This is a genomic window from Streptomyces sp. NPDC088706 (genome assembly GCF_044752765.1).
Taxonomy (GTDB): Bacteria; Actinomycetota; Actinomycetes; order Streptomycetales; family Streptomycetaceae; genus Streptomyces.
Genome location: NZ_JBIVLW010000003.1, coordinates 461,283 through 478,726, shown reverse-complemented (window position 1 = coordinate 478,726; position 17,444 = coordinate 461,283). Strand labels below are relative to the sequence as shown.

The 17,444-nt window shown below is 68.3% G+C and carries 15 protein-coding genes; 7 read left to right on the top strand and 8 right to left on the bottom strand.

Going from position 1 to position 17,444, the window contains the following annotated elements; all coding sequences use genetic code 11:
• Positions 1-56: 56 nt before the first annotated feature.
• Both ACIQAK_RS11625 and dnaB read right to left on the bottom strand, forming a co-directional pair.
• Positions 57-785 (bottom strand): TnsA-like heteromeric transposase endonuclease subunit, encoded by a 729-nt coding sequence (locus ACIQAK_RS11625; RefSeq protein ID WP_366392811.1) that lies wholly within the window; start codon positions 783-785, stop codon positions 57-59.
• Between the two features lie 224 nt (positions 786-1,009).
• Entirely contained in the window at positions 1,010-2,491 is a 1,482-nt protein-coding gene (gene dnaB, locus ACIQAK_RS11620; protein WP_366392812.1) for a replicative DNA helicase, read from the bottom strand.
• Positions 2,492-2,949: 458 nt separating this feature from the next.
• Here dnaB and ACIQAK_RS11615 point away from each other — a divergent pair, with 458 nt between their 5' ends.
• On the top strand, positions 2,950-4,287 hold the full coding sequence (locus tag ACIQAK_RS11615; protein ID WP_366392813.1) for an MATE family efflux transporter: 1,338 nt from the start codon (positions 2,950-2,952) through the stop codon (positions 4,285-4,287).
• A gap of 165 nt (positions 4,288-4,452) precedes the next feature.
• Here the strand turns inward: ACIQAK_RS11615 and rplI are convergent, their stop codons facing one another.
• The 4 genes from rplI to rpsF form a co-directional block, all read right to left on the bottom strand.
• Entirely contained in the window at positions 4,453-4,899 is a 447-nt protein-coding gene (rplI, locus tag ACIQAK_RS11610) for a 50S ribosomal protein L9 (protein ID WP_366392814.1), read from the bottom strand.
• Between the two features lie 18 nt (positions 4,900-4,917).
• On the bottom strand, positions 4,918-5,154 hold the full coding sequence (gene rpsR, locus ACIQAK_RS11605; protein ID WP_003967857.1) for a 30S ribosomal protein S18: 237 nt from the start codon (positions 5,152-5,154) through the stop codon (positions 4,918-4,920).
• A 43-nt stretch (positions 5,155-5,197) separates the two neighbouring features.
• Positions 5,198-5,821 (bottom strand): single-stranded DNA-binding protein, encoded by a 624-nt coding sequence (locus tag ACIQAK_RS11600; RefSeq protein WP_366392815.1) that lies wholly within the window; start codon positions 5,819-5,821, stop codon positions 5,198-5,200.
• A gap of 74 nt (positions 5,822-5,895) precedes the next feature.
• Positions 5,896-6,186: a 30S ribosomal protein S6 gene (gene rpsF, locus ACIQAK_RS11595; protein WP_015609864.1), complete on the bottom strand. Its 291-nt coding sequence runs from the start codon at positions 6,184-6,186 to the stop codon at positions 5,896-5,898.
• Between the two features lie 357 nt (positions 6,187-6,543).
• Between rpsF and ACIQAK_RS11590 the strand changes: the two genes are divergently transcribed.
• The 3 genes from ACIQAK_RS11590 to ACIQAK_RS11580 all read left to right on the top strand — a co-directional run bounded on the left by ACIQAK_RS11590 (position 6,544) and on the right by ACIQAK_RS11580 (position 9,275).
• Positions 6,544-6,885, top strand: coding sequence for a hypothetical protein (locus ACIQAK_RS11590; RefSeq protein ID WP_366392816.1), 342 nt, complete (start codon positions 6,544-6,546; stop codon positions 6,883-6,885).
• A gap of 162 nt (positions 6,886-7,047) precedes the next feature.
• A complete protein-coding gene (locus tag ACIQAK_RS11585) occupies positions 7,048-8,166 on the top strand; it encodes a peptidoglycan bridge formation glycyltransferase FemA/FemB family protein (protein WP_366392817.1) in 1,119 nt (372 codons plus the stop codon).
• Positions 8,167-8,243: 77 nt separating this feature from the next.
• Positions 8,244-9,275, top strand: a complete 1,032-nt coding sequence (locus tag ACIQAK_RS11580) for an alanine racemase (protein ID WP_018489852.1) — start codon at positions 8,244-8,246, stop codon at positions 9,273-9,275.
• 15 nt (positions 9,276-9,290) lie between these two features.
• Here ACIQAK_RS11580 and ACIQAK_RS11575 read toward each other — a convergent pair whose 3' ends face one another.
• Complete coding sequence (locus ACIQAK_RS11575) at positions 9,291-10,793, bottom strand: glycosyltransferase 87 family protein (RefSeq protein WP_366392818.1); 1,503 nt, start codon at positions 10,791-10,793, stop codon at positions 9,291-9,293.
• 170 nt (positions 10,794-10,963) lie between these two features.
• Positions 10,964-13,684, bottom strand: coding sequence for a transglycosylase domain-containing protein (locus tag ACIQAK_RS11570; protein ID WP_366392819.1), 2,721 nt, complete (start codon positions 13,682-13,684; stop codon positions 10,964-10,966).
• 399 nt (positions 13,685-14,083) lie between these two features.
• Between ACIQAK_RS11570 and ACIQAK_RS11565 the strand changes: the two genes are divergently transcribed.
• The 3 genes from ACIQAK_RS11565 to ACIQAK_RS11555 all read left to right on the top strand — a co-directional run bounded on the left by ACIQAK_RS11565 (position 14,084) and on the right by ACIQAK_RS11555 (position 17,304).
• Positions 14,084-14,767, top strand: coding sequence for a helix-turn-helix transcriptional regulator (locus tag ACIQAK_RS11565; RefSeq protein ID WP_366392820.1), 684 nt, complete (start codon positions 14,084-14,086; stop codon positions 14,765-14,767).
• A 59-nt stretch (positions 14,768-14,826) separates the two neighbouring features.
• The gene (locus ACIQAK_RS11560; protein WP_366392821.1) at positions 14,827-15,909 is read left to right on the top strand and encodes an inositol-3-phosphate synthase; all 1,083 of its coding nucleotides are present in this window, start codon (positions 14,827-14,829) and stop codon (positions 15,907-15,909) included.
• Positions 15,910-16,035: 126 nt separating this feature from the next.
• Positions 16,036-17,304 (top strand): MFS transporter, encoded by a 1,269-nt coding sequence (locus ACIQAK_RS11555; RefSeq protein WP_366392822.1) that lies wholly within the window; start codon positions 16,036-16,038, stop codon positions 17,302-17,304.
• Positions 17,305-17,444 lie beyond the last annotated feature (140 nt).

Below are 17,444 nucleotides of genomic sequence, written 5' to 3'. Positions count from 1 at the left end.
CGTCTCGCCGTCCAGCCGGAAGTGTGTCCCGACCCCGAGCCTGGTTCCGGCCCTGTTCATGCGGCCGTCCGCAGCATGTGCGCCGAGCTCAGCGGCCGGTCCAGCGCGGTCGTCACATGCCCAGACCACAACAGGTGCAGTACCGCCGACTTCACCAGCGGCCGAGGAGAGTGCGGGAGCAGCCGGAAAGCATCCCCCAGGGACATCCCATCCAGATCCGCAACCCGCAGCGCGGACACCAGATCCGGGTCGAACAGCCAGGCGCGGCGGTAGCCGGCGAGGAACCGGACATTCTCCAGCACGAAAGGATCCGGTTCACTCCACACCTCGTACTGCCATCCGCGAGAAGTAACCGCCTCCCGCGTCCAAGCGAACGTGAACGCGATCTCCGGCTTCTCAAGCCGGTGACGCGGCTTGACGTCCACGACCACCGGCCCGTCGTCCGTCACCAGCAGATAGTCCGGGATGTGCTTGCGAACCTTGCCGTCCACGTCGGCCTTGAGCATGAACGGCTGGGCGACGATGTGCCGCACCTCCGGGGCAAAGTCGGCGAACAGCAGCCGCCCCAACTCCAGCCGCGACTCGTAGATCACGTGGTCGCCCACCGTCGCCGACCAGTACGTGCCCGAATAGTGCTGCTGCCCCTTGTACCAGCGGAACATCCGCCACGGCCGGGCCTCCCGCAGCAGCCCGAGCGGCACCGACGGCCACTCCAGGTCCTCCACCACGGACTCGTCACCACGTCGGACACTCAGCCGTACCGGCGCGGCCACCGCTGTACCCATCGGACCACCAACCCCGCGTTTCCCGAGGCGGCCCCGCTGGCCGCGTAACGCCGGGGTCCTGCCCCGGCCACGCCCACAGACGCTGACCAGGGCGGTCCTGTACACAAAGAGGGGAACTACTCGCTCACGGGGCATGAATCCCATCACCCTGTCCTATTGGCCACGCGGTGGACATCGCCGGTGGGAAAAGGACACGGGATCTGGGATCCCACAAACGGATCCCCTCAGGTCTGCGCCATGTCCACGAAACGGGAGTAGTGGCCCTGGAAGGCCACGGTGATGGTCGCCGTCGGACCGTTACGGTGCTTGCCGACGATGATGTCGGCCTCGCCCGCGCGCGGTGACTCCTTCTCGTACGCGTCCTCGCGGTGGAGCAGGATGACCATGTCGGCGTCCTGCTCGATGGAGCCGGACTCGCGCAGGTCGGACACCATCGGCTTCTTGTCCGTGCGCTGCTCGGGGCCACGGTTCAGCTGCGAAAGCGCGATCACCGGTACCTCCAGCTCTTTGGCCAGCAGCTTCAGGTTTCGTGACATGTCCGATACCTCCTGCTGGCGGCTCTCAGAACGCTTCGACCCACCGGCCTGCATCAGCTGCAGATAGTCGATGATCACGAGCTTGATGTCGTTGCGTTGCTTGAGCCGGCGGCACTTCGCGCGGATCTCCATCATCGACAGGTTGGGGGAGTCGTCGATGTAGAGCGGGGCGGCCGAGACCTCCGGCATCCGCCGCGCGAGCCGCGTCCAGTCCTCGTCCGTCATCGTGCCGGACCGCATGTGGTGCAGGGCCACGCGCGCCTCCGCCGACAGCAGACGCATGGCGATCTCGTTGCGCCCCATTTCAAGGGAGAAGATGACGCTGGGGAGGTTGTTCTTGATCGACGCGGCGCGCGCGAAGTCCAGCGCCAGCGTGGACTTGCCCATGGCGGGACGGGCCGCGATGACGATCATCTGGCCGGGGTGCATGCCGTTCGTCAGGGCGTCGAGGTCCGTGAAGCCCGTCGGGACGCCGGTCATCTCGCCGCTGCGCGAACCGATGGCCTCGATCTCGTCGAGCGCGCCCTCCATGATGTCGCCGAGGGGGAGGTAGTCCTCACTGGTGCGCTGCTCGGTGACGGCGTAGATCTCGGCCTGTGCGGAGTTGACGATCTCGTCCACGTCGCCGTCGGCCGCGTATCCCATCTGCGTGATCTTCGTGCCGGCCTCGACGAGCCGTCGGAGGACCGCACGCTCGTGGACGATCTCCGCGTAGAACGAGGCGTTGGCCGCGGTCGGAACCGACTGCACCAGCGTGTGGAGGTACGGTGCCCCGCCGACCTTGGTGATCTCCCCGCGTTTGACCAGCTCGGCGGCGACCGTGATGGGGTCGGCCGGCTCACCCTTGGCGTACAGGTCGAGGATCGCCAGGAAGACGGTCTCGTGCGCCGGACGGTAGAAGTCGTGCCCCTTGATGACCTCGACGACCTCGGCGATGGCGTCCTTGGAGAGCAGCATGCCGCCCAGGACCGACTGCTCCGCGTCCAGGTCCTGAGGCGGCACCCGCTCGAAGCTGGAGGGGCCCCCGCCGTCCCAGCCGTCGTCCGAGCCCCGGTCGTGCCGGTCCTCGCGGCTCCCCTTGCGCTCCCCGCGACGCGGGCGGGAGACAGGCAGACGGTCGCCGGGACCGGCCTCGGTCCAGGGGTCGTCCAAAGGCTCGGGAATGCTCACCGGGCCACCTCCTCCCGTCCGCTTCGCGGACCTAGCCGTGCCACTCTTTCTTACGGCACGGCACCGACAAACAAGTCGCCCGACTCCGCTTCTGGCGCGTCTGGTCCTGCTGACTCCGGTGCCGGAACGGAGTGCGGGCGCCGGACCACGGTAGGCCTGTCTCCACCGTCAGCCAATCTGGTTATCCACAGGGCATGTGGATGACGGACCAGATGCTGTGGAGAACTCCTCGGAACCTGTGCACGGACCGGGGGACAGCACTGTGGACAAACTCATAGCAGGACCACCATCACATGTTTGACCTGCATGTTCTCCATCCACTGACTGTGGGGGAGAAAAACTTTCGCCCCGATGTCAAGATCCCTGCACACCGCACCCGGGTGAGCGTCCCAAGGAAGCGCGAGTAAGGGACAATAGGGCATTGCATCTCTTACCTGTGGAAGATTAGATTGACCGCCATGAGCCCGGCCCCCACCTCCTCCCGATCAGGTCGTCGACGGCACGACCGCGAGATCATCGCCCTCGCCGTTCCGGCGTTCGGAGCGCTGGTCGCCGAGCCCCTGTTCGTAATGGTCGACAGCGCCATCGTCGGCCACCTCGGCACCCCGCAACTGGCCGGTCTCGGAATCGCCGCGGCCCTGCTGATGACCGCCGTGAGCGTCTTCGTCTTCCTCGCCTACGCCACCACGGCCGCCGTCGCCCGTCGCGTCGGGGCGGGCGATCTGCCCGCCGCGATCCGCCAGGGCATGGACGGCATCTGGCTTGCCCTGCTGCTCGGTGCCGTCGTCGTCGCGCTCGCCGTCCCCTCGGCACCCTGGCTCGTCGACGTCTTCGGCGCCTCCGACACCGCCGCCCCGTACGCCATCACGTATCTGCGGATCTCCAGCTTCGGTATCCCGGCGATGCTCGTGGTCCTGGCGGCCACCGGAGTGCTGCGCGGACTCCAGGACACCCGTACCCCGCTGTACGTCGCTATCGGCGGTTTCACGGCGAACGCCGTCCTCAACGTGGTCCTCGTCTACGGGGCCGGGCTCGGCATCGCCGGATCCGCCTGGGGCACGGTGTCGGCCCAGGCGGGCATGGCCGTCGCCTATCTGATCGTGGTCGTCCGCGGCGCCCGTAGACACGGCGCCTCCCTGCGTCCCGACGCCGCCGGTATCAGGGCCAGCGCCCGGGCGGGTGTCCCCCTCCTGGTCCGGACGCTGTCGCTGCGGGCCGTGCTCATGATCGCCACCGCCGTGGCAGCCCGGCTCGGCGACAGCGACATCGCCGCGCACCAGGTCATCCTCTCCCTCTGGAGCCTGACCGCCTTCGCCCTCGACGCCATCGCCATCGCGGGCCAGGCCATCATCGGCCGGTATCTGGGGGCGAACGACGAGAAGGGGGCTCGGGAGGCATGCCGTCGCATGGTCGAGTGGGGCATCGGCTGCGGCATCGTGCTCGGCCTCTTGATCATGCTCGCCCGGTCTCTGTTCATTCCGCTCTTCACCAGCGACCCGGCGGTGACGAATACTTTGCTCCCGGCGCTCCTGGTCGTGGCGGTCTCGCAGCCGATCGCCGGGGTGGTCTTCGTCCTGGACGGCGTACTGATGGGCGCGGGGGACGGACGCTACCTCGCGTGGGCCATGCTGGTGACGCTCGCCGTCTTCGCTCCCGTCGCACTTCTGGTCCCGTCCCTCGGTGGCGGTCTCACCGGACTCTGGTGGGCGATGACGCTGATGATGGCCGTCCGGCTGATCACCCTGTGGATGCGCACCCGCTCCGGCCGGTGGATCGTCACCGGAGCGGCCCGCTGATGCACGTGGTCCGCGGACTGTTTCACGTGAAACGGTGCGGCCGGAACCCTGCTGAGCGCGTGAACCATCGCGCTGTTTCACGTGAAACACTCCACCCCCAGGACAGAGCGAAGGGCCGCACCCCGATGGGATGCGGCCCTTCACCTGCTCAGCTGAGCTCTGCCCTTAGGCAGCAACGACCTCGACGCCGAGCTTCGCTGCGACCTCGGGGTGCAGACGGACGGACACCTGGTGCCCACCGAGCGTCTTGATCGGCGAACCGAGCTCGACGCGACGCTTGTCGACGTCGGGACCACCGGCGGCCTTGATCGCCGAAGCGATGTCGGCCGGGGTGACCGAGCCGAAGAGCCGACCGGCGTCGCCGGAGCGAACGGCCAGACGGACCTTCACGCTCTCAAGCTTGGCCTTGATCTCGTTGGCCTGCTCGATCGTCGCGATCTCGTGGATCTTGCGGGCGCGGCGGATCTGCGCCACGTCCTTCTCGCCGCCCTTGGTCCAGCGGATGGCGAAGCCACGCGGAACCAGGTAGTTGCGGGCGTACCCGTCCTTGACGTCGACGACGTCGCCGGCGGTGCCGAGGCCGGAGACCTCGTGGGTGAGGATGATCTTCATGCTGTTGTCACCCTTCCCTTATCGCGCGGTGGACGTGTAGGGCAGCAGCGCCATCTCACGGCTGTTCTTGACAGCCGTGGCGACGTCACGCTGGTGCTGCGTGCAGTTGCCGGTGACGCGGCGGGCACGGATCTTGCCACGGTCGGAAATGAACTTCCGCAGCATGTTCGTGTCCTTGTAGTCCACGTACTGGGTCTTGTCCTTGCAGAACGCGCAGACCTTCTTCTTAGGCTTGCGCACAGGCGGCTTCGCCATGGTGTTTCTCCTGTGTGATCAAGAAGTGGGGTACGAGCCCGCCCTAGAAGGGGGGCTCGTCCGAGTAGCCGCCGCCGGAACCGCCGGAGCCGCCGGAACCACCGGGGCTTCCGCCCCAGCCGCTCCCGCCGCCCTGGCCCCCGCCCTGCTGGCCGCCGGCCGGCGCGCCGGTCGCCCACGGGTCGTCGGCGGGAGCACCGCCGCCGCCCTGCTGGCCACCGCCACCGGGACCGCCGCCCCAGTTGCCGCCACCCTGCTGGCCACCGCCGCCGTATCCGCCCTGGCCGCCCTGACCGCCGCGACCGGTGGTCTTGGTGACCTTGGCCGTGGCGTTCTTGAGGCTGGGGCCGACTTCCTCGACATCCAGCTCGTAGACCGTGCGCTTGACGCCCTCACGGTCCTCGTAGGACCGCTGCTTCAGCCGGCCCTGCACGACGACGCGCATGCCTCGCTGGAGCGATTCCGCGACGTTCTCCGCCGCCTGACGCCAGACCGAGCAGGTGAGGAACAGGCCTTCGCCGTCCTTCCACTCATTGGTCTGCCGGTCGAAGATGCGGGGAGTGGACGCGACACGGAACTTCGCGACCGCCGCACCGGACGGGGTGAAGCGCAGCTCGGGGTCGTCGACGAGATTGCCGACGACCGTGATGACGGTCTCGCCTGCCATGGGTGAACCTCTCGGCGGGGATTGCTTCTGGCTGCTTGCTGCTACTCGGACCCGAAAACCGCTGAGCTAGATGCTCAGTGGATCTCGGGACGGAGGACCTTGGTCCGGAGGACCGACTCGTTCAGGTTCATCTGGCGGTCGAGCTCCTTGACGACCGCAGGCTCGGCCTGCAGGTCGATGACCGAGTAGATGCCCTCGGGCTTCTTCTTGATCTCGTAAGCGAGCCGACGACGGCCCCAGGTGTCGACCTTCTCCACCTTTCCGTTGCCCTCACGGACGACGGAGAGGAAGTTCTCGATCAGCGGGGAGACTGCTCGCTCCTCGAGATCGGGGTCGAGGATGACCATCACCTCGTAGTGACGCATGTGGAACCCACCTCCTTTGGACTCAGCGGCCACGGTCGTTCCGTGGCAGGAGGGTCGTGATGCGTGAGCAACGGTGTCTCCTGAGGAGAACACCCGGCACTGACACCCGTCTCTCGGATGTTCCTGGGGAGGGGGCTCGCCGTGCCGGCCTGGGCAGACACCGGTGCAGACCGTACAGACTACCCGTAGACCGGCTTCCGGTTGAAATCCGGAGCTCAGAGGCACTTCCGGTCCGGATCCCGACGGCACGGCGGACCGGGTACCGGAGGGCGGATCCGGGGCCCCGGGGGCACAATCGAGACAGATGCGGTGTGAGAGGCGCTACATTCCACCGCCCGTCCGGCCAGGAGGTACTCCATGGCACAGACCATTCGTCCCGCCGGCTCCCGGTCCACCACCGGCCGCCCGGCCACCGGCTCCCTCTTCGCCACGGACGGCAGGCCACACCCCGTCCAGGACGTCTTGATGGCGGTGACCGGGGTGCTCGGCGTCCTCGCCTTCGTGACGGCGATGTTCCACCATCTGCACCTGATCAGCTCATGGGCCGGGCTGATCGGGATCCTGACCGGCCTCTACGGCCAGTACATCTCGAAGACCACCTGGGAGAGGTTCGGCCTGATCATGGGCATCGGCGCCTCCGCCGTGGGCTTGTACCTCGGTATGGCGCACGGCGGCCTCTTCGGCGGCGTCGTCACCTGACCGGCGCACGACCCGGCGCGGCCGTCAGGGCGGCCGTGCCGGTCCGTAGCGGGAGGTTCGGCCCTACGCGGCCAGGCCGGGCACCCCTCGGTCACAGTAGGCTTCGGCGCGAGAGCCGGAGCCCCTGACCGATGGGGACACACCTGCCGAGGAGCGCCCCGCATGAGCCTGACCCTGAGGACCATCAGCCGAGAGCAGCATCTGGCGTACATCCAGAGCCTGCCCTCGGCCAGTCATTGCCAGGTCCCGGCGTGGGCTGATGTGAAAACGGAATGGCGCTCGGAGAACCTGGGCTGGTTCGACAAGAACGGCGAGATCGTCGGCGCCGGCCTCGTCCTGTACCGCCAGCTGCCCAAGATCAAGCGCTACCTGGCGTACCTGCCCGAGGGCCCGGTGATCAACTGGTACGCGCCCAACCTGGACGAATGGCTCCAGCCGATGCTCGCCCACCTCAAGCAGCAGGGCGCGTTCTCCGTGAAGATGGGCCCGCCGGTGGTCATCCGGCGCTGGGACTCGGCGGCCATCAAGTCCGGCATCCAGGACCCCGACGTGAAGCGCCTGCGCGACGTCGAGGCCAGCCACATCGAGCCGCGCGCCTTCGAGGTGGCCGACCGGCTGCGGAAGATGGGCTGGCAGCAGGGTGAGGACGGCGGCGCCGGATTCGGTGACGTACAGCCCCGCTACGTCTTCCAGGTGCCGCTGGCCAACCGCTCCCTGGAAGACGTCCTCAAGGGCTTCAACCAGTTGTGGCGCCGCAACATCAAGAAGGCCGACAAGGCCGGCGTCGAGGTGGTCCAGGGCGGCTACGAGGACCTGGCCGAGTGGCAGCGCCTCTACGAGATCACGGCCGTCCGCGACCACTTCCGGCCGCGCCCGCTCTCGTACTTCCAGCGCATGTGGACGGTCCTCAACTCCGAGGACCCCAACCGGATGCGGCTGTACTTCGCCCGCCACAACGGCGTGAACCTCTCCGCCGCCACGATGCTCGTCGTCGGCGGGCACGTCTGGTACTCCTACGGCGCATCCGACAACATCGGGCGTGAGGTCCGGCCGTCGAACGCCATGCAGTGGCGGATGCTCCGCGACAGTTACGCGATGGGCGCCACCGTCTACGACCTGCGCGGGATCAGTGACTCGCTGGACGAGAACGACCACCTCTTCGGCCTGATCCAGTTCAAGGTCGGCACGGGCGGTGAGGCCGTCGAGTACGTCGGCGAGTGGGACTTCCCGCTCAACAAGCTGCTCCACAAGGCGCTCGACATCTACATGTCGCGCCGCTGACCCGCTCATCCATCCTCTCGGCACACCCCCGTTCGCTCCTGATTCACCGCAGCCACCAGAAAGGTTCCGGGCCGGCCATGGCGCTCTCCCTCTACGTCGACACCGCGCGCTGGCGGGCGCACCAGAAGTCCGTGATCGACCAGTTCCCCGGGCTCGTACCGGTCTGCAAGGGCAACGGTTACGGCTTCGGCCACGAGCGGCTCGCCGACGAGACGATCCGCTTCGGCGCCGACACGCTCGCCGTGGGAACCACCTACGAGGCCGCCACGATCAAGGACTGGTTCAGCGGCGACCTGCTCGTCCTGACCCCGTTCCGGCGGGGTGAGGAGCCCGTTCCGCTGCCGGACCGCGTCATCCGGTCCGTCTCCTCGGTCGACGGGGTGCACGCCCTGGTGGGCGCCCGGGTCGTCATCGAGTGCATGAGTTCGATGAAGCGCCACGGGGTCAAGGAGGAGGAGCTCGGGCTGCTGCACGCGGCGATCGAGGACGTACGCCTCGAAGGCTTCGCGCTGCACCTGCCGCTGGACCGCACCGACGGCTCGGACGCCGTCGAGGAGGTCATAGGGTGGATGGACCGGCTGCGCGCGGCCCGGCTTCCGCTGCACACCATGTTCGTCAGCCATCTGCGCGCCGAGGAGCTGGCCCGGCTCCAGCAGCAGTTCCCGCAGACCCGCTTCCGCGCCCGGATCGGCACCCGGCTCTGGCTCGGCGACCACGAGGCCACCGAGTACCGGGGGGCCGTCCTGGACGTCACGCCCGTCGTCAAGGGCGACCGGTTCGGCTACCGCCAGCAGAAGGCCGCGTCCGACGGCTGGCTGGTCGTCGTCGCGGGCGGTACGTCCCACGGGGTCGGCCTGGAGGCGCCCAAGGCGCTGCACGGGGTGATGCCGCGGGCCAAGGGGGTCGCGCGCGCGGGTCTGGCCACGGTCAACCGCAACCTGTCGCCGTTCGTCTGGGCGGGCAAGCAGCGGTGGTTCGCCGAGCCGCCGCACATGCAGGTGTCGATCCTGTTCGTGCCCTCGGACGCGCAGGAGCCGCGGGTCGGTGACGAGCTGGTCGCCCACCTGCGCCACACGACCACCCAGTACGACCGGCTCGTGGACCGCTGAGCGAGCCGCCCCGGGTCAGCGCTCCCGGGCCGTGCCCCACTCCATCCGAGGTCCCATGACCGTCGGGGCGCCATGCCCGGACGGCCGGGCCTCGGGCGCGAGCACGAACGCGTCCGGCGCCCCGTCGAGCACCCCGCCCGACGGGTCGTCCGACCCGTCCCTGCGCACCGGGTCCTTCCCCGGCGTCAGGATGTCCCGGACGACCAGAGCGCACAGGTAGAGCGTGCCCAGCAGGTGCAGGGCGATCGCCAGCTGGTAGCCCTCCTGCGGCAGCCCCTGGTGCTCGTCGCCCCCGCTCGTGTACGCGAGGTAGGACCAGATCCCCAGGAAGTACATGACCTCGCAGGCCTGCCAGATGAGGAAGTCGCGCCAGCGCGGCCGGGCCAGCACGGCGAGCGGGATCAGCCAGAGCACGTACTGCGGTGAGTAGACCTTGTTCGTCAGGATGAACGCGGCCACCACCAGGAACGCCAGCTGGGCGAAGCGCGGCCGGCGTGCGGCGGTCAGGGCCAGGCCCGCGATGCCCGCGCAGAGCACGACCATCAGGACCACGGACGCGGTGTTCACCGTCTCCACGCCGATGGGCTTCCCGGTGCGTTGGGTGATGATCAGCCAGAAGGAGCCGAAGTCGATGGGCCGCTCCTGGCTGAACGCGTAGAACTTCCGCCACCCCTCGGGGGCGTAGAGCATGATCGGCAGGTTCACCGCCAGCCAGGCCGCCCCGGTGCCGAGCAGGGCGGTGGAGAACTCGCGCCACCTGCCCGCCCGCCAGCAGAGCACCAGCAGCGGGCCGAGCAGCAGGACGGGGTAGAGCTTGGCGGCCGTCGCAAGGCCGATGAGGACGCCGAACGCGAGCACCCGGCCCCGCGACCACATGAGCATCGCCGCGGCCGTCAGGGCGACGGCCAGCAGGTCCCAGTTGATGGTGGCGGTGAGGGCGAACGCGGGGGCCAGCGCGACCAGCAGACCGTCCCAGGGGCGCCGCCGGTGCGTACGCACGGTGCACACGGCGATGATCACGGCGCAGATCATCAGCATGCCCGCGTTGACCATCCAGTACATCTGCTCGCGCTGCTGGATGGGGTCGCTGTCCGGCGTCAGCGTCAGCCAGGCGGCCACCTGCATGAACACCCCGGTCAGTACGGGGTACTCCAGGTACTGCATGTCGCCGCTCAGCCGGTCGAAGTACGGCACCAGGCCGTCGGCGAAGCCGCGTCCCAGGAAGAGGTGCGGGATGTCGGAGTAGCAGGCGTGCGTGTACTGCGAGGTCGCTCCGCGGAACCAGGCCCACTCGTAGCAGGGGATCTTCTGCACCATGCCGAGGGCGAACATCCCGATCATGACCAGGGCGACGACCCGTACGGGCGTCAGCGGGCCCTCACCGAGCCGCGCCCAGCGCCCGGCCGGCCCGCCGAACAGCCCGCTGCCGGCCGCCGCGACCTCGTCCTGGTCGGTGGGCCGCACGACGGGCCGCTCCTGCTGCTGCACGCTCGCGTCCTCTGCACTGGGGCTTGGCATGCCGCACATCCTGCCGTACGGGGCTGTGGCCCGGACGTGGACCGGCCCGGGACACGGAAGGACGGCCCGAAGCGGCCCGGAACGCGGCGAGGGCCGCTCGCACCCCGTCCGGTGCGGCGGCCCTCGTCCTGCGGGCGTCCAGGGCCGGTCACGGCCCTGCTGCGGTGCGGCTATCCGCCGCCGTCGGCGCCGCTCCACAGGCCGCCGCCACCGTTGTTGTTCGCCCCGTTGCCGCCGTTGGCACCTTCGGTCGTGCCTTCCGTGGTGCCGGTGTTGGCACCTCCGTCGGCCCCTGCGTTCGCGCCGCCGTCGGCTCCGACGTTCGTACCCCCGTCCGCACCCGCGTTGGCGCCGCCGTCGGCTCCGGCGTTGGCGCCGCCGTTGGGGTTCTGGCAGCTCAGGTCCCAGGGCTCACAGGTCTTGCTCGGCGTGGGCGAGGGGGTGGTGGGCTTCGGGGACGGCTTCGGCGGCTCCGGCTTCTCGCTGGAGGGCGTCGGAGAGGGCGTCGGGCTGGGCGTCGGGCTCGGGCTCTCCGCGCCACCGCCCCAGACCGTCTCGCCGATGGGCTGCGGCTCCGGGAACGAAAGGACCTTCTTCCCCTTCATCGCCGCGGTCATGTAGTCGTGCCAGATGGACGCCGGGAACGAGTTTCCGTGGATCTTCTTCTCACCACCGGTGCCGAACATCTTCTCGAACTGGCGCTTGGTGTTGGTCTCGTCGTCGTCCAGCCGGAACATGCTGATCGCCGTCGAGAGCTGCGGGGTGTAACCGACGAACCAGGCGGACTTGTTGCCGTCCGTCGTACCCGTCTTGCCCGCCGCCGCCCGCCCGGGCAGCCGTGCGGGCCGGCCCGTTCCGTTCTCCACCACGTTCTTCAGCACGTCCGTGACGTTGTCCGCGATGAGCGGGGAGAAGGCGCGCTTGGGCTGCTTCTTGTGCTGGAAGACGACCTGGCCCTGCTTCTTCACCTCGGTGACCGAGTACGTGGGGTTCTGCTGGCCGCTCGTGGCGAAGGTGGCGTAGGCGCCCGCCATCCGGATGGCGCTGGGCGAGGACGTGCCGATGGAGAACGACGGAACGGTCGAGTCCGCCATCATGTCGTCGTCCCGCAGACCGGCGGCGACGGCGGCGTCCTTGACCTTGTCCGTCCCGACGTCCATACCGAGCTGCACGAAGGGGGAGTTGGCCGACTGCTCCATGGCGTGCCGCAGGTCGATCTCGCCGTGGTCGTAGTCACCGTCGTTCGTCTGGAGCCACTCGTTGTCGTCCTTGTCCTTCCAGACCTCGCCGTTGTAGTTCCTGATCCGCAGCTTGTTGTCGCCGTTGTAGATGCTTTCCGGCGAGACGACGGTGCGCTCGGACTTGCTCTGCTCCGGCCCGCCCTGCGGGTTACGTACGCCGTACTCCATCGCTGCGGCCAGGACGAAGGGCTTCCACGTCGAGCCGACCTGGGCACCGGTGGCATCGGCGTTGTTGGTGAAGTGCTTCGTGGCGTCCTGCCCGCCGTACGTGGCGAGGATGGCGCCCGTCCTGGTGTCCACCGAGGCCCCGCCGAACTCGACGTGGGTGTCCGTCTTGGGGCGCTCCTCGGGACGGATCTTGGCGTCGTAGACCTTCTTCACCGCCGCGCTGAGCTGCTTCACCTTCTTCTCGTCGAAGGTGGTGTGGATCTCGAAGCCGCCGAGCTCCATGTCCTTGGCGGTGATATTCCTGTCGTTGTTGGCGAGGAAGTACTTGCGCGCCAGCTCCACCAGGTAGCCGGTCTGTCCGCCGAGCTTCGCGTTCTTCTTCGGCGGCTTGGGCATCGGGAACTCGGTGATCTTTTCCCGTTCCGCCTTCTCCAGCGTGCCGTCCTTGACCTGCTCGTCCAGGATCCATTGCCAGCGTTCCTTGGCACGCCTGGTGTTGGCCTTGTCGGTCGCCTTCGGATCGATGTCGGTGGCGCCGGCCGGGTCGTAGTAGCTCGCGCCCTTGAGCAGCGTCGCCAGGAAGGCGCACTCGCTCACGGTCAGATCCTTGGCTTCCTTGTCGTAGTACGTACGGGCCGCGGCCTGGATACCGGAAGCCCCACGTCCGTAGTACGAGACGTTCAGGTAGCCGGCCATGACTTCCCGCTTGTCCTCGTTGCCGGCGACCTTGAGCGTGATGAAGAATTCCTTGAACTTCCGCGAGAGCGTCTGGTCCTGAGTGAGGTGGGAGTTCTTCACGTACTGCTGGGTGATGGTCGACCCGCCCTGGGTCTCACCGCCCGTGGCCATGTTGAACACGGCGCGGCCGATGCCCTTGGGGTCGATGCCCCGGTCCGTCCAGAAGGTCTTGTTCTCGGCCGCGACGACGGCGTTGCGCATCGCCACGGGGATCTGCTCGTAGCTGATCTCCTGGCGGTTGACCGCACCCCCGGTCGCCACCATCGGCTCACCGTTGGACCAGTAGTAGACGTTGTTCTGCGCCTTGGCCGCCTTCTGGATGTCCGGCGTCTCGACCATCGCGTACGAAATGCCCGCCACGCCCATCAGCATGCCGAGGAAGCCCACGCAGAGGCCCGAGACGAGCTTCCACGAGGGCAGCCAGCGACGGAATCCGTACCTGCCGTGACGCGGGTAGTCGATGACGCGCTTCTTGCCGGGGGGCCCCGCGGCGCCCCGGACGCGCGACTCGTCGCCCCCGCCCCGCCGCCGGCCTCCACCGCGCTGGGCCGCGCGACGGGCCTCGGCACGGCTGCCGTACTGGCGCTCCGCCTCAGGCGCCTCGGACAATGATTCGGAAGGTGATACGGGTGTTGCTCTGCGTGACGGGACTGCTCGGCGTCCCGTCGACTGCTGGGCGGCTCGTCTGGCCGCGGCCCGCCCGCCACCTTGCGGCTGAGGCGATTTGCGACGGTGCTCGCTCATGGAACGACTACTCCTCGGGCAGGCGAGAGCGCCTGGAAGCGGCAGTTGAGATCCGGTCCCCCCGAATTACGGACCAGCCCTGCGGAAGGCTCATCCGCAAAACATCCGGCAGTCCGCGATGACTGACGTACAACGGCGCCTCACGGTTCCCGGTGGTCTGCATGCCGCACAGACTACGCACCGTCAAAACCCTCCTAGGGCCGAAGTTCACCCCAAACAACGCAAGTCGGTTCCTACGAATTGACGATGTGATGCCGCTCACGAAGGTCACCCTTGTCGAACCCGGCGGGCCGATCTATCGTGCTGATGTATCGAGTCGATACATCAGCGCGGCATAAGTACGTCAGTGGGTCCGGCAGACCGTCCCCGCGGAATCAACGGCAGAAGGAGGAGACGCCCGTGAGCCGACGCTCCGGCATCCTCGAGTTCGCCGTCCTCGGGCTGCTCCGCGAGTCTCCGATGCACGGCTACGAGCTGCGCAAACGCCTCAACACCTCGCTGGGGATCTTCCGCGCGTTCAGCTACGGGACTCTCTATCCGTGCCTCAAGACGCTGGTGGCCAGCGGCTGGTTGATCGAGGAGCCCGCCGGTGACCCGGCGGACACCACGCCCGCCTCCTCCCTCACGGGACGCCGGGCCAAGATCGTCTACCGGCTGACGGCGGAAGGTAAGGAGCACTTCGAGGAGCTGCTCTCGCACACCGGTCCGGACACCTGGGAGGACGAGCACTTCGCCGCACGCTTCGCCTTCTTCGGGCAGACCGAACGCGAGGTGCGGATGCGGGTGCTCGAAGGCAGGCGCAGCAGGCTGGAGGAGCGTCTGGAGAAGATGCGCGCCTCCCTCGCCCGCACCCGTGAACGACTCGACGACTACACACTTGAGCTGCAGCGACACGGCATGGAGTCCGTGGAGCGCGAAGTGCGCTGGCTGAACGAGCTCATCGAGAGCGAGCGGTCGGGACGGGATCGGCGACGATCCTCGCCCGAGGGCTCCGCTCAGCAGGACACATCAGGAGAGACGGGCGGCCTGCCCCGGCACCGGGATGACACCCCGCCGGATCCGTCCGACGACACCGCCAAGTGAAGTCACCGCGTTCCGCGGGGACTTCATCGGAAACACCGATCACACAGGGAGCAACCGGAATGGGTTCGGTTCGCGTAGCCATCGTAGGCGTGGGCAACTGCGCCGCCTCGCTGGTGCAGGGCGTCGAGTACTACAAGGACGCAGATCCGGCCGGCAAGGTGCCCGGCCTGATGCACGTCCAGTTCGGCGATTACCACGTCAGCGACGTCGAGTTCGTCGCCGCCTTCGACGTCGACGCGAAGAAGGTCGGCCTCGACCTCGCGGACGCCATCGGCGCCAGCGAGAACAACACCATCAAGATCGCGGACGTGCCGAACACGGGCGTCACCGTCCAGCGGGGCCACACCCACGACGGTCTGGGCAAGTACTACCGCGAGACGATCGAGGAGTCCGCGGACACCCCGGTCGACGTCGTCCAGGTCCTCAAGGACAAGCAGGTCGACGTCCTCGTCTGCTACCTGCCCGTCGGGTCCGAGGTCGCCGCGAAGTTCTACGCGCAGTGCGCCATCGACGCCAAGGTCGCCTTCGTCAACGCTCTCCCGGTCTTCATCGCGGGCACCAAGGAGTGGGCCGACAAGTTCACCGAGGCCGGTGTCCCGATCGTCGGCGACGACATCAAGTCCCAGGTGGGCGCCACCATCACGCACCGCGTGATGGCGAAGCTCTTCGAGGACCGGGGCGTCGTCCTGGACCGCACGATGCAGCTGAACGTCGGCGGCAACATGGACTTCAAGAACATGCTCGAGCGTGAGCGCCTGGAGTCCAAGAAGATCTCGAAGACGCAGGCCGTCACCTCGCAGATCCGTGACCGCGAGCTCGGTGCGGACAACGTCCACATCGGCCCCTCGGACTACGTGGCCTGGCTGGACGACCGCAAGTGGGCGTACGTGCGCCTCGAAGGCCGCGCCTTCGGTGACGTCCCGCTGAACCTGGAGTACAAGCTCGAGGTGTGGGACTCCCCGAACTCGGCCGGTGTCATCATCGACGCCGTCCGTGCGGCGAAGATCGCCAAGGACCGCGGCATCGGCGGCCCGATCCTCTCGGCTTCGAGCTACTTCATGAAGAGCCCGCCGGTGCAGTACTTCGACGACGAGGCCCGCGAGAACGTCGAGAAGTTCATCAACGGCGATGCCGAGAGCTGAACCAGCCCTCACACGTTGACCGCATCACCGGAGCACTGAGCGGCGAAGCTCACCTCTTCCTGCCGCACGTCGGGGGTCCCCGGGCAATCCGCCCGGGGACCCCCGACGTGTGTGACGCTTGCTCCCATGTCTGTCGCGCGTGATCTGCGCACCCTGCTACGCCTGCGCAACTTCCGCCGCCTGCTCACCGTGCGGCTCCTCTCCCAGTCCGCCGACGGCGTCTATCAGGTCGCCCTCGCCGCATACGTCGTCTTCTCCCCGGAGAAGCAGACATCGGCGACCGCCATCGCCTCGGCCATGGCGGTGCTCCTCCTGCCGTACTCACTGATCGGCCCGTTCGCGGGTGTCCTGCTGGACCGCTGGCCCCGCCGCCAGGTCTTTCTGTACGGGAGCCTCCTGCGGGCCGCCCTGGCCTGCTGCACGGCCCTGCTGATCCTCGCCTCGGTACCGGACTGGCTCTTCTACGCCTCGGCCCTCTGTGTCACCGCCGTCAACCGCTTCGTGCTGGCGGGGCTCTCCGCCGCGCTGCCGCGGGTGGTCGACACCGAACGGCTCGTCATCGCCAACTCGCTCTCCCCGACGGCCGGCACGCTCGCGGCCACCGCGGGCGGCGGCCTCGCCTTCGTCGTACGGCTGATGGCCGACGAGTCCGATGCGGCGGTCGTCCTGCTCGGGGCCCTGCTCTATCTGCTCTCCGCGCTGGCGTCGCTGAGTCTGCCGCGAGCGCTGCTGGGACCCGATCCCGACGGAACGCCTCTGCGGCTGCGGGCCGCACTCGCCGTGACGGCCCACGGGCTCGTCGCCGGACTGCGCCACCTGCGGAACCGGACCCATGCGGCCCGGGCGCTGGCCGCGATGACGGTGCTGCGCTTCTGCTACGGAGCGCTCACCGTGATGGTGCTCATGCTCTGCCGCTACGCCTGGTCGAACGACGAGTCCGACGGGCTGGCGCTCCTCGGCCTGGCGGTCGGTGCCTCCGGTGCGGGCTTCTTCGTCGCCGCCGTGGTGACCCCCTGGGCCGTGGGGCGGCTCGGACGGTACGGCTGGATCGCGGGGTGCGCAGGATCCGCGGCCGTCCTGGTACCGGCTCTGGGGCTCCCCTTCACGCCGATGCCGATACTGGTCGCCGCCTTCGTGCTCGGTGTCGTGACCCAGGGGGCGAAGATCGCCACGGACACGGTCGTCCAGACCTCGGTGGACGACTCCTTCCGTGGCCGGGTCTTCTCGCTCTACGACGTGCTCTTCAACGTCGCCTTCGTGAGCGCGGCGGGGGTGGCGGCGCTGATGCTTCCACCGGACGGCAGGTCCGCCGCCGTGGTGGCCGGGGTGGGCGTGCTGTACGCGGGCGTCGCCGTGGCGATGTCGCGGTGGCGGTACACGAGCAGCGGGGAGTAGCCGGAACCGGTTGTGCGGAGGGGCGTTGTGGGGGGGGGGGGGGGGGGTGGGCGTAAAAAAAGAACAACCCCCCCAAAGGCAGCTGGTGGGGTGATGTATAGTCAAAAACAACGAACACACCCCCCCGTATCCGCACCCCC

Excerpts from the sequence above, each read along its gene's own strand:
- ACIQAK_RS11625 (WP_366392811.1), bottom strand. The coding sequence starts at position 785 with ATGGGTACAGCGGTGGCCGCGCCGGTACGGCTGAGTGTCCGACGTGGT.
- ACIQAK_RS11615 (WP_366392813.1), top strand. The coding sequence starts at position 2,950 with ATGAGCCCGGCCCCCACCTCCTCCCGATCAGGTCGTCGACGGCACGAC.
- rplI (WP_366392814.1), bottom strand. The coding sequence starts at position 4,899 with ATGAAGATCATCCTCACCCACGAGGTCTCCGGCCTCGGCACCGCCGGC.
- rpsR (WP_003967857.1), bottom strand. The coding sequence starts at position 5,154 with ATGGCGAAGCCGCCTGTGCGCAAGCCTAAGAAGAAGGTCTGCGCGTTC.
- ACIQAK_RS11600 (WP_366392815.1), bottom strand. The coding sequence starts at position 5,821 with ATGGCAGGCGAGACCGTCATCACGGTCGTCGGCAATCTCGTCGACGAC.
- rpsF (WP_015609864.1), bottom strand. The coding sequence starts at position 6,186 with ATGCGTCACTACGAGGTGATGGTCATCCTCGACCCCGATCTCGAGGAG.
- ACIQAK_RS11590 (WP_366392816.1), top strand. The coding sequence starts at position 6,544 with ATGGCACAGACCATTCGTCCCGCCGGCTCCCGGTCCACCACCGGCCGC.
- ACIQAK_RS11585 (WP_366392817.1), top strand. The coding sequence starts at position 7,048 with ATGAGCCTGACCCTGAGGACCATCAGCCGAGAGCAGCATCTGGCGTAC.
- ACIQAK_RS11580 (WP_018489852.1), top strand. The coding sequence starts at position 8,244 with ATGGCGCTCTCCCTCTACGTCGACACCGCGCGCTGGCGGGCGCACCAG.
- ACIQAK_RS11575 (WP_366392818.1), bottom strand. The coding sequence starts at position 10,793 with ATGCCAAGCCCCAGTGCAGAGGACGCGAGCGTGCAGCAGCAGGAGCGG.
- ACIQAK_RS11570 (WP_366392819.1), bottom strand. The coding sequence starts at position 13,684 with ATGAGCGAGCACCGTCGCAAATCGCCTCAGCCGCAAGGTGGCGGGCGG.
- ACIQAK_RS11560 (WP_366392821.1), top strand. The coding sequence starts at position 14,827 with ATGGGTTCGGTTCGCGTAGCCATCGTAGGCGTGGGCAACTGCGCCGCC.
- ACIQAK_RS11555 (WP_366392822.1), top strand. The coding sequence starts at position 16,036 with ATGTCTGTCGCGCGTGATCTGCGCACCCTGCTACGCCTGCGCAACTTC.